The sequence below is a fragment of the Pseudoalteromonas sp. BSi20652 genome (genome assembly GCF_000239855.1).
GTDB lineage: Bacteria > Pseudomonadota > Gammaproteobacteria > Enterobacterales > Alteromonadaceae > Pseudoalteromonas.
The window spans coordinates 23457-34667 of the sequence record NZ_BADT01000187.1 but is presented as its reverse complement, the minus strand read 5'-3'; the positions used below and the strand labels follow the sequence as shown (position 1 = coordinate 34667).

9 protein-coding genes are annotated in these 11211 nt (G+C 41.1%); 8 read left to right on the top strand and 1 reads right to left on the bottom strand.

Annotated features, from left to right (window positions below; translation table 11 throughout):
• Nucleotides 1-125: 125 nt before the first annotated feature.
• The 8 genes from sdhC to sucD all read left to right on the top strand — a co-directional run bounded on the left by sdhC (nucleotide 126) and on the right by sucD (nucleotide 9987).
• Nucleotides 126-503, top strand: a complete 378-nt coding sequence (gene sdhC / locus P20652_RS18840; protein ID WP_076914908.1) for a succinate dehydrogenase, cytochrome b556 subunit — start codon at nucleotides 126-128, stop codon at nucleotides 501-503.
• Nucleotides 494-841 carry a succinate dehydrogenase, hydrophobic membrane anchor protein gene (gene sdhD, locus P20652_RS03895; RefSeq protein WP_002961798.1) on the top strand — a complete coding sequence of 116 codons (348 nt, stop codon included), beginning with the start codon at nucleotides 494-496 and terminating at the stop codon, nucleotides 839-841. Before sdhC ends, sdhD begins: the two co-directional genes overlap by 10 nt.
• Nucleotides 842-2614, top strand: a complete 1773-nt coding sequence (sdhA, locus tag P20652_RS03900; RefSeq protein ID WP_008171239.1) for a succinate dehydrogenase flavoprotein subunit — start codon at nucleotides 842-844, stop codon at nucleotides 2612-2614.
• 10 nt (nucleotides 2615-2624) lie between these two features.
• Nucleotides 2625-3341 carry a succinate dehydrogenase iron-sulfur subunit gene (locus tag P20652_RS03905; protein WP_008171238.1) on the top strand — a complete coding sequence of 239 codons (717 nt, stop codon included), beginning with the start codon at nucleotides 2625-2627 and terminating at the stop codon, nucleotides 3339-3341.
• Between the two features lie 89 nt (nucleotides 3342-3430).
• Complete coding sequence (sucA, locus tag P20652_RS03910) at nucleotides 3431-6250, top strand: 2-oxoglutarate dehydrogenase E1 component (protein WP_008171237.1); 2820 nt, start codon at nucleotides 3431-3433, stop codon at nucleotides 6248-6250.
• 3 nt (nucleotides 6251-6253) lie between these two features.
• Nucleotides 6254-7771 carry a 2-oxoglutarate dehydrogenase complex dihydrolipoyllysine-residue succinyltransferase gene (odhB, locus tag P20652_RS03915; RefSeq protein ID WP_008171236.1) on the top strand — a complete coding sequence of 506 codons (1518 nt, stop codon included), beginning with the start codon at nucleotides 6254-6256 and terminating at the stop codon, nucleotides 7769-7771.
• 177 nt (nucleotides 7772-7948) lie between these two features.
• Nucleotides 7949-9115, top strand: coding sequence for an ADP-forming succinate--CoA ligase subunit beta (gene sucC / locus P20652_RS03920; protein WP_008171234.1), 1167 nt, complete (start codon nucleotides 7949-7951; stop codon nucleotides 9113-9115).
• A complete protein-coding gene (gene sucD / locus P20652_RS03925; RefSeq protein ID WP_008171232.1) occupies nucleotides 9115-9987 on the top strand; it encodes a succinate--CoA ligase subunit alpha in 873 nt (290 codons plus the stop codon). Before sucC ends, sucD begins: the two co-directional genes overlap by 1 nt.
• 59 nt (nucleotides 9988-10046) lie before the next feature.
• On the opposite strand, the gene P20652_RS03930 is transcribed toward sucD, so the two are convergent.
• Nucleotides 10047-11117, bottom strand: a complete 1071-nt coding sequence (locus tag P20652_RS03930; protein ID WP_008171230.1) for a DUF3083 family protein — start codon at nucleotides 11115-11117, stop codon at nucleotides 10047-10049.
• Between the last annotated feature and the right edge of the window lie 94 nt (nucleotides 11118-11211).

Genomic DNA, 11211 nt, shown 5'->3' with positions numbered 1-11211 from the left:
TTTACATAAATGTGAACTTTAACTGTTTTGATACGTTTACTTTGATAGTTCCACCAGTAATATTTGGTGGGTTTTTAGAAAAGCAAGTAGATGAGCTCCACTGTGAGCAAGATGGGCAAGTAACTGTGAAAAAGCAAAGACCTGTAAATCTAGATCTAACAACTATATCTATGCCGGCAACGGCTAAAGCTTCAATTTTTCACCGCGTCACCGGTGTTGCATTATTTTTTGCTTTAACGTTTGTCATTTGGGCTTGGTCCGAGTCTCTCTCTTCAGCCGAAAGTTTTGAATTCGTCAAGGGTCTGTTCAACGGATTCATTGCCAAATTTATAGCTTGGGGAACTGTTTCTGTATTAGGTTATCACCTTATTGGTGGTATCCGTCATATGATTATGGATATGGGACATTGGGAAGAACTTGAATCAGGCAACCTCAGCGCTAAAGTTTCAATGGCTCTTGGTGTTGTGTTTGCCGTATTGGCAGGGGTGTGGATATGGTTTTAAATCAAGCAACTCTTAAACGTGATGGTGTACAAGATTTCGTATCTTTACGTACTACGGCATTAATAATTAGCGCATATGCTATCTTTATTATCGGCTATTTTTTAGCGACGCCAGAAGTCACTTTCGAAGCCTGGACAGGCCTCTTCTCTAACCTAGCAATGAAAGGGTTTACATTAATAACCTTGATTTGCATTATGGTTCATACCCGCATTGGCCTTTGGCAGGTTCTTACAGACTATGTTAAGTGTTCGAAGTTACGCGCTGTTTTAGGTTTTGTTTTAAACCTAATGGCCGTTGCTTACGTAGCTATTGGTCTAATTGTATTATGGGGTGTTTAAGTGAAATATTCTGTTCGTGAATTTGACGCCGTAGTAATTGGTGCAGGTGGTGCTGGTATGCGCGCTGCTTTGGCAATTACTGAATCTGGCAAAACGTGTGCATTAATATCTAAAGTATTCCCAACACGCTCACACACTGTATCAGCACAGGGTGGTATTACAGTAGCGCTTGGTAATTCACACGAAGACAACTGGGAATGGCACATGTACGATACCGTTAAAGGTTCCGATTTTATCGGTGACCAAGACGCTATTGAATATATGTGTCAAACAGGCCCAGAGGCTATTACTGAATTAGAAAACATGGGCTTACCATTTTCTCGTTTTGAAAATGGCCGTGTTTACCAACGTCCTTTCGGTGGTCAATCGAAAAACTTTGGCGGTGAGCAAGCTGCACGTACTGCTGCTGCTGCTGACCGTACTGGTCATGCTTTATTGCACCTTCTTTATCAGCAAAACGTTAAAAACAAAACAAATGTATTCTCAGAGTGGTATGCACTTGATTTAGTTAAAAACGATAATGGCGATGTAGTAGGGTGTACTGCAATTGAAATTGAAACAGGTGAAATAACCTACTTTAAATCAAAAGCAGTTGTACTAGCAACAGGTGGTGCAGGACGTATTTACGCATCAACAACCAACGCTCACATCAATACCGGTGACGGTATTGGTATGGCTACACGTGCTGGAATTTCTATGCAAGACATGGAAATGTGGCAGTTCCACCCAACGGGTATTGCAGGTGCTGGTACGCTGGTAACTGAAGGTTGTCGTGGTGAAGGCGGTTATCTTTTAAATAAAGATGGCGAGCGCTTTATGGAACGTTATGCACCGAATGCAAAAGACTTGGCATCTCGTGATGTTGTAGCACGTTCAATGATGACTGAGATTCGTGAAGGCCGTGGTTGTGATGGTCCTTGGGGTCCACATCTTAAGTTAAAACTCGATCACTTGGGTGAAGAAACACTTAACTTGCGTCTTCCAGGCGTATGTGACCTTGCTAAAACATTTGCTCACGTTGACCCTGCAAAAGAGCCAATCCCAGTAATTCCAACTTGTCATTATATGATGGGTGGTGTTCCTACTAATGTGAATGGCCAAGCTCTGCAAATCGATGCTCAAGGCAATGAAAAAATAGTTCAAGGTTTATTTGCTGTCGGTGAAATTGCGTGTGTATCTGTGCATGGTGCTAACCGTTTAGGGGGTAATTCATTACTTGATTTAGTTGTGTTTGGTCGTGCTGCTGGTAATTTCTTAGGTAAGTACCTAAATGATGTTGAAATATCTAAAGCCGCATCTGAGTCTGATTTAGAGGCTTCTCTTACACGTTACAATCGTTGGGAAAATTCAACGGCTGGTCAAGGCGAAGATCCAGTTCAAATCAAAAAAGACTTGCAACAGTGTATGCAGCTTAACTTCTCGGTATTTCGAGAAGGAGACTCAATGGCTACAGGTCTTCAAGAACTTAAAGAAATTCGTGAACGTTTACAGCATGCGCGTCTTGATGATAAATCATCAGATTTCAATACGCAGCGAATTGAATGTCTTGAATTAGATAACTTAATGGAAACAGCATACTCAACAGCAGTATCTGCAAACTTCCGTACAGAAAGCCGTGGTGCACATTCTCGCTTTGACTTCCCAGATCGTGATGACGATAACTGGTTATGTCACTCAGTATATAATCCTGCAACGGATGAAATGAGCAAGCGTGACGTAAACTACGCGCCTAAGACGCGTGAAGCTTTCCCACCTAAAGCACGTGTATACTAGGAGAAAGTCGATGGCACAATTAGAATTATCAGTTTATCGCTACAACCCAGACGTTGATAATGCGCCTCGTATGCAAGAATATACCTTGCAAATCGAAGATGGTCACGACATGATGGTGTTAGATGCACTTGTTCTTTTAAAAGAACAAGATCCAACTTTATCATTTCGCCGTTCATGTCGCGAAGGAGTCTGTGGCTCTGACGGTGTTAATATGAATGGTAAAAACGGTTTGGCATGTATTACGCCTTTATCCACGCTACAAAAGGGTGGAAAAGGTAAAATTGTTGTGCGTCCGTTACCAGGATTACCTGTAATTCGTGACCTTGTAATTGATATGAGTCAGTTTTACACTCAATATGAAAAAGTTAAGCCTTATTTAATTAACGATCAGCCTGCTGCAGGCGAGCGTCTTCAAACAATTGAAGAACGTGATAAGTTAGATGGGCTATACGAATGTATTTTGTGTGCATGTTGTTCAACATCGTGTCCTTCGTTTTGGTGGAATCCAGACAAGTTCATTGGTCCAGCAGGCCTTCTCCATGCTTATCGTTTTTTGGCTGATAGCCGAGATACAGCAACTGAAGAGCGTTTAGCGGATTTAGATGATGCGTTCAGTGTGTTCCGTTGCCACAGTATCATGAACTGTGTTAGCGTTTGTCCTAAAGGTCTTAATCCGACTAAAGCAATCGGACAAATCAAATCTATGTTATTAAACCGAGCGGTTTAATTACTTAGTAAATGCAAGATGGCTAATAATTAATTAGCCATCTTAATATTATAACTATTAATTTCTGCGCTAAAGAAAAGGGCTTATAAATGCACGAAGGTGTGATGAAGGCATGGCTAGAATCTTCACATTTAAACGGCGGCAACGTTGCTTATGTAGAAGAGCTTTATGAAGCGTATTTAGACGATGCGACTTCTGTGCCAGATGAATGGCGAGAAGTGTTTGAACAATTACCTAAAGTTGATGGTGTGGATGTTGAAGTAAAACATTCAGAGGTTCGAGCACAGTTTGCACAGCTTGCAAAAAACAAGCATAGAGAAGTAGTGGTAGCAGAGGGTAGTGGCGGTGACCTTAAACAGGTCAAAGTTCTACAACTTATTAATGCTTTCCGTTTTCGTGGGCACCAAAATGCAAACCTAGATCCATTAGGCATCTGGGAACGAGAACGTGTACGAGATTTAGAGCTAGATTACCACGACTTATCTTCAAGTGATTTTGACCGCGAGTTTAATGTAGGATCGTTTGCTGTAGGCCGCGATACTATGCCCTTAGGTGAGTTATACCAAGCACTGAAAACTACATATTGTGGTTCAATTGGCGCTGAGTATATGCACATCACATCAACAGAGGAAAAACGTTGGTTACAACAACGTTTAGAATCTGTGCAGTCTAGGCCAAAATTCTCAAAAGACGAAAAGTTGCGTATCCTCAAGGGACTCACAGCAGCTGACGGTCTAGAAAAATATTTAGGGGCTAAGTTCCCTGGTGCTAAGCGCTTTTCACTTGAAGGTGGCGATGCATTAGTGCCAATGCTTAAAGAGCTTATTCACCGTGCAGGTGAAAGCGGCCAACAAGAAGCTGTTATCGGTATGGCTCATCGCGGTCGTTTAAATGTTCTTGTGAATGTACTTGGTAAAAACCCTTCAGAATTATTTGATGAGTTTGCAGGTAAGCACAAAGACACTTTAAGTTCTGGTGATGTTAAATATCACATGGGTTATTCATCTGACTTTGCTACTAAAGGTGGCAACGTTCATATGGCGCTTGCGTTTAATCCATCTCACCTCGAAATTGTAAATCCAGTAGTTATGGGGTCTGTACGTGGCCGCCTTGATCGTCTAGGTGATAAATCAGGTATTAAAGCACTGCCTATAACAATCCACGGTGACTCTGCAATAGCTGGACAAGGTGTTGTACAAGAAACGTTCAACATGTCACAAACTAATGCGTTTAGTTGCGGTGGTAGTGTTCGTATTGTCGTCAATAATCAAGTAGGTTTCACAACGTCTAAGCAAGATGACGTTCGTTCAACGCCATACTGTACTGACATCGCAAAAATGGTTCAGTCTCCTATATTTCATGTTAACTCTGACGATCCTGAAGCTGTTGCATTTGTTACTCAACTTGCACTTGATTTCAGAAACCAGTTTAAGCGTGACGTTGTAATAGACTTAGTGTGTTATCGTCGCCATGGTCACAATGAAGCTGACGAGCCTAATGCTACTCAGCCTGTTATGTACCAAAAAATTAAAAAACACCCAGTTCCACGTCTAATCTATGCTGATCAACTTATTGCAGAAGGTTCTTTTTCAGAACAAGAAATTAAAGCACTTGCAGACGAGTACCGTGACGCACTTGATGGAGGAAACTGTGTTGTTTCAGAAATTCAGCCAGAAACGTCTCACTCTTCAGAGTGGGCAAAATACATTGGCCATGAATGGAATGTAGACTATGACGCAAGTGTACCTGTAGAGGAGCTTAAAGCCCTAGGTGAGAAAGTATCCTCTTACCCTAAGCAACACAAAGCACAATCTCGCGTCAAAAAGATATATGATGACCGTAAGTTGATGGCCTCAGGTGAAAAACCACTTGATTGGGGTATGGCAGAAACTCTTGCTTATGCAACAATTGCTTCTGAAGGTACTGATATTCGCTTAACAGGACAAGACACAGGCCGAGGAACATTCTTCCATCGTCATGCTGTTGTTCACGGTCAAGCTGATGGTACAACGTACACACCTTTACAGCATCTAAGTGAGAATCAAGGTACATTTGAAGTCTTTGATTCTGTTTTATCTGAAGAGGCAGTGGTTGCATTTGAATACGGCTATGCTACTGCTGAGCCTACGTCACTTGTAATATGGGAAGCGCAATTTGGTGACTTTGCCAATGGTGCACAAGTTGTTTTTGACCAATTTTTAAGCTCGGGTGAACAAAAATGGGGCCGTTTATGTGGTCTTACAATTTTGTTACCTCATGGCTATGAAGGTCAAGGTCCGGAGCATAGTTCAGCGCGCTTGGAGCGTTTCTTGCAATTATGTGCTGATCACAATATGCAAGTGTGTGTTCCTTCAACGCCAGCGCAAGTTTACGCTATGCTTCGTCGTCAATCAGTTCGACCACTTCGTCGTCCTTTGATTGTTATGACGCCTAAGTCGCTACTTCGTCACCCGCTTGCTACTTCATCACTTGAAGAACTTTCTGAGGGTATTTACCATAATATGATCGATGAGATCGATGATATTACCCCTGAGAAAGTAGAGCGCGTTATATTTTGTAGTGGTAAAGTTTACTACGAACTATTACAAGAGCGTCGTAAGCTAGAGCAAGATAATATTGCAATTGTACGTGTTGAACAGTTATACCCGTTCCCGCACGATGAAATGCAAACAATTATTGAGCGTTACCAACACGTTACTGATTTTGTTTGGTGCCAAGAAGAGCCACAAAACCAAGGTGCATGGTACTGCTCGCAACATCACTTTATTGATGCAATCCCACAAGGTGCTAAATTAAAATATGCAGGACGTAAAGCGTCTGCATCACCAGCGTGTGGTTACATGTCAGTACATACTAAAGAACAACAAGCGCTCGTTGCCGACGCGCTTACTATAGAAAATAAAGGATAAGCAATGAGCACAGAAATTAAAGTTCCTGTTCTTCCTGAGTCGGTTGCAGATGCTACCGTTGCTACATGGCATGTAAGTGTTGGCGACAAAGTAACTCGCGATCAAAACTTAGTAGACATTGAAACAGATAAAGTGGTTTTAGAAGTTGTTGCACAGCATGACGGTGTAATTACAGAAATATCACAAGAAGAAGGTGCAACCGTACTTGGCGATCAAGTTATGGGTTTACTTGGTGATGCTGATGCAGCGCCAGCAAGTGAAGGTTCAACTAAAGAAGAATCAGCACTAGCTAAATCAGAAGACGCGCCAGCAGCGCAATCAGCACCAGCATCAGAAGGTAAAGAAGTGGATATTAAAGTACCTGTACTTCCAGAATCAGTTGCAGACGCAACAATTGCTACATGGCATGTACAACCAGGCGACGCAGTAACACGCGACCAAAACTTGGTAGATATTGAAACAGATAAAGTTGTTCTTGAAGTAGTAGCTCAAGAAGATGGCATCATGGGTGATATCATTCACGGCGAAGGCGACACTGTACTAGGTGAGCAAGTAATTGGTTCGGTTAAAGCAGGCGGTGCACCAGCGGCTACAGCTACAAAAGCAGACGCAGCGCCAGTAGCAGATTCAAGCGAAAGTTCAGATGTGTTAACACCATCAGTTCGTCGTTTAATTGCTGAGAAAGGCCTAGATGCTTCTAAAATTAAAGGCACGGGCAAAAATGGTCGTGTAACTAAAGAAGATGTTGATACTTTCTTAAAAGCACCAGCACCAGCGGCTAAAAAAGCAGAAACTTCTGCTCCTACAGCACCAATGGGCGATCGTACACAAAAACGTGTTCCTATGACTCGTTTACGTAAAACGATTGCTACACGTCTTCTTGAAGCTAAAAACTCAACTGCAATGTTAACAACATTCAACGAAGTGAACATGGAACCAATCATGAGCCTTCGTAAGCAGTACCAAGAAGTATTTGAAAAGCGCCATGGTATCCGTTTAGGTTTCATGTCTTTCTATGTGAAAGCTGTAACTGAAGCACTTAAGCGTTTCCCTGATGTAAATGCATCAATTGATGGTGATGATATTGTTTACCATAACTATTTTGATATCAGCATTGCAGTATCTACTCCACGCGGTCTAGTTACTCCAGTACTTAAAGATTGTGACAAACTATCTGTTGCTGAAATCGAAAAAGGTATTCGTGAGTTAGCACTTAAAGGTCGTGATGGTAAGCTAACGCTTGCAGATATGACGGGTGGTAATTTCACTATTACTAACGGTGGTGTTTTTGGTTCATTACTATCTACACCTATCATTAACCTGCCACAGTCTTCGATTTTAGGTATGCATAAAATTCAAGACCGCCCGATGGCTGTAAATGGTAAAGTTGAAATACTTCCTATGATGTATTTAGCACTTTCTTATGACCACCGTATTATTGATGGTAAAGAATCTGTTGGTTTCTTAGTGACTATTAAAGAGTTACTTGAAGATCCAACACGCTTATTGCTGGATGTTTAATCCAGTAGTATGAAATGTAAGCTGTGAATGGATATTCGCAGCTTTTTTTTTGCGCCTTTAGTCATACTGGGGTTTTCATGTTAAGCCTTGGGAACTATACTAAGTGCGCAATTTGGGATAGTTGTTTATTTGAAAAAATATTCAGCTCTTTTAGTATAAAAAATTGGATAAAGCATCATGAATTTGCATGAGTATCAGGCAAAACAACTTTTTGCCGAATATGGTTTACCAGTTTCTCAAGGTTTCGCTTGCGATACACCTGAAGAAGCTGCAGCAGCTGCTGAAAAAATCGGCGGCGATATGTGGGTTGTTAAAACTCAAGTTCACGCAGGTGGACGTGGTAAAGCTGGCGGTGTAAAGCTAGTTAAAACTATCGACGAAGTAAAAGCGTTTGCAGCTAACTGGTTAGGTAAAAACCTAGTTACTTACCAAACAGACGAAAAAGGTCAGCCAGTTGCTAAAATTTTAGTAGAAAGCTGTACTGATATCGCGAACGAATTGTACCTTGGTGCAGTTGTTGACCGTGCATCTCGTAAAGTTGTTTTCATGGCGTCTACTGAAGGCGGCGTTGAAATTGAAACTGTTGCTGAAGAAACACCTGAACTTATTCACAAAGCTGAGATCGATCCACTTGTAGGTCCTCAAGCTTACCAAGCACGCGAGCTAGGTTTCAAATTGGGTCTTAACCCAGTACAAATGAAACAGTTTGTTAAGATTTTCATGGGTCTTGGTAAAATGTTCACTGATTTTGATTTCGCACTACTTGAAATCAACCCGTTAGTAATTACAGACGAAGGTAACCTTCACTGTCTTGACGGCAAAATTGGTATTGATGGTAATGCACTTTACCGTCAACCTAAAATCCGTGAATTCCACGATCCATCTCAAGAAGATGCGCGTGAAGCACACGCAGCAAGCTTCGAGCTTAACTACGTTGCTCTAGACGGTAATGTTGGTTGTATGGTTAACGGTGCAGGCCTAGCAATGGGTACTATGGACATCGTAAACCTACACGGCGGCAAGCCGGCTAACTTCTTGGATGTTGGTGGCGGTGCTACTAAAGAACGTGTTTCTGAAGCATTCAAAATCATTCTTTCTGACGACAATGTTAAAGCTGTTTTAGTAAACATCTTTGGCGGTATCGTTCGTTGTGACATGATTGCTGAAGGCATCATTGGCGCAGTTAAAGAAGTTGGCGTAACCGTACCAGTAGTTGTACGTTTAGAAGGTACTAATGCTGAATTAGGTCGTGAAGTTCTTAAGAACTCTGGTCTAGATATCATTGCTGCTGAATCACTAACAGACGCTGCTGAAAAAGTTGTTGCTGCTGCGGAGGGCAAATAATGTCTGTATTAATCAATAAAGATACAAAAGTTATCTGTCAAGGTTTCACTGGTGGCCAAGGTACTTTCCACTCAGAGCAAGCGCTTGAGTACGGTACACAAATGGTTGGTGGTGTTAGCCCAGGTAAAGGCGGTCAAACGCACCTTGGTCTTCCTGTATTCAACACAGTTCGTGATGCTGTAAAAGAAACTGGCGCAACTGCTTCAGTTATCTATGTACCAGCTCCTTTTTGTAAAGATGCAATCTTAGAAGCTATCGATGCTGGCATCGAGCTAATAGTTTGTATCACAGAAGGTATCCCTACACTTGATATGGTTGACGTTAAAGTTAAGCTAGATCAAACAGGTACTCGTATGATCGGTCCTAACTGCCCAGGTGTTATTACTCCTGGTCAAACCAAGATTGGTATCATGCCTGGTCATATCCACAAACCTGGTAAAGTAGGTATTGTTTCTCGCTCTGGTACTTTAACGTACGAAGCAGTTAAGCAAACCACTGATGCTGGTTTTGGTCAGTCTACGTGTGTTGGTATTGGTGGTGATCCAATCCCAGGTACTAACTTTATCGACGTTCTAGAAATGTTCGAAAAAGATCCACAAACTGAAGCAATCGTAATGATTGGTGAAATTGGTGGTACTGCAGAAGAAGAAGCTGCAGAGTACATCAAAGCTCACGTAACTAAACCTGTAGTATCTTACATTGCTGGTGTTACTGCACCAGAAGGTAAGCGTATGGGTCACGCTGGCGCAATCATTGCCGGCGGTAAAGGTACTGCTGATGAAAAATTTGCTGCATTAGAAGCTGCGGGCGTAAAAACTGTACGTTCACTTGCTGATATCGGTAAAGCACTTAAAGAGAAAACAGGCTGGTAATCGCTTGTTTCCTTTAAAAAGGCCCGCTTATGCGGGCCTTTTTGTTATTAGCTGGAAATTTAGAACGGATAACTAATATGCTGAAAAAAACGTACCGATAAGTCTTGGCGTTGTTTATTTATAGCTAGCTCATTACACAGAGTATGGATTGTTTTCTCTACTTGGTTCATAAATCGACCGTAACCCATTTCATGTTTATCCTGCTGCGTTGCTACCACTACAAAATGTAACGTTTCTACTAATTTATTTGCTTCATAAAAGTGCTTAATTTGATTTTCACTCGATTCTATATCAAAACTTAACTTTTGAAGTTCAGCATTGCCTTCACTTTTATCTATTTTACTGTTTCGTATAATAGGTGTTGCGCCGTTAGCCACCATGGCTCCGTGATTTAGGTTGTTGTTTTGACACGCACGTATAAATGAGTAAGCAAAGTAGTCGTAAAATTTGGCATAGTCGCTAGTGTTCATTAGTGTTTGAAACTGTGTTTTGATAGCGCGTGAAACCGGTATAGTAAAGGTTGCGTAAGTCATCTCTGCATAATCATTGGGTATGCTGCATTGTCTTGACTGGTAGCGAGGGTAAAGACTTCTTAATTTGTAACCATAGCTTTGCTTGTTGCCTTTTTCTTTAGCAAATAGGTCATACGTTAAATGTTGATGATCGCGTAGTTTAAACTGGGGTTGATTTATTAAAATTTGATCTTGTAAAGTGTTTAACACTTTTTGAACTTTATTATGAAATTCTGCAGAATTTGCTCGTAAATCCTCGCCTGTTGCTAAAAATAGAATGCGTATTTTTTTACTTGGTGTATTTTCAGTGTAAAAAATTTTATGTGCTTCGTGATAACGAGGATTATAAAAAAAGACCATTTGTTTGTCTGTTTCAAATTGGTATGACTCGTCATTAAACCTTACAACAGGTAATTTATCATTTGCTAATAAATGCACGTTATAAAGCTCATACTCATCACAAGAAGCGAACAGCTCACGTGCAATACGTTCATAGCAACAATTTATATCGCTAAAGCTAGTGTAAAAGTCGTTATTAGGTGATATTTCAGCTAAAAGATAGTGGTTAGCACGCGCATTAGTTGGAATATAAACACGATGTTGATTAAGTTTCGCCATCTTCAAATCCTTATAATGTAGGTTATGCATTCACTGTAAACTGTTTAGATGACTTAAATATTGCGTTAAAACAAATTTTATTTATAAACAAGGG

Bases quoted from the DNA above. Each gene is read 5' to 3' on its own strand.
- sdhD (WP_002961798.1), top strand. From the start codon at position 494: ATGGTTTTAAATCAAGCAACTCTTAAACGTGATGGTGTACAAGATTTC.
- P20652_RS03905 (WP_008171238.1), top strand. From the start codon at position 2,625: ATGGCACAATTAGAATTATCAGTTTATCGCTACAACCCAGACGTTGAT.
- sucA (WP_008171237.1), top strand. From the start codon at position 3,431: ATGCACGAAGGTGTGATGAAGGCATGGCTAGAATCTTCACATTTAAAC.
- odhB (WP_008171236.1), top strand. From the start codon at position 6,254: ATGAGCACAGAAATTAAAGTTCCTGTTCTTCCTGAGTCGGTTGCAGAT.
- sucC (WP_008171234.1), top strand. From the start codon at position 7,949: ATGAATTTGCATGAGTATCAGGCAAAACAACTTTTTGCCGAATATGGT.
- sucD (WP_008171232.1), top strand. From the start codon at position 9,115: ATGTCTGTATTAATCAATAAAGATACAAAAGTTATCTGTCAAGGTTTC.
- P20652_RS03930 (WP_008171230.1), bottom strand. From the start codon at position 11,117: ATGGCGAAACTTAATCAACATCGTGTTTATATTCCAACTAATGCGCGT.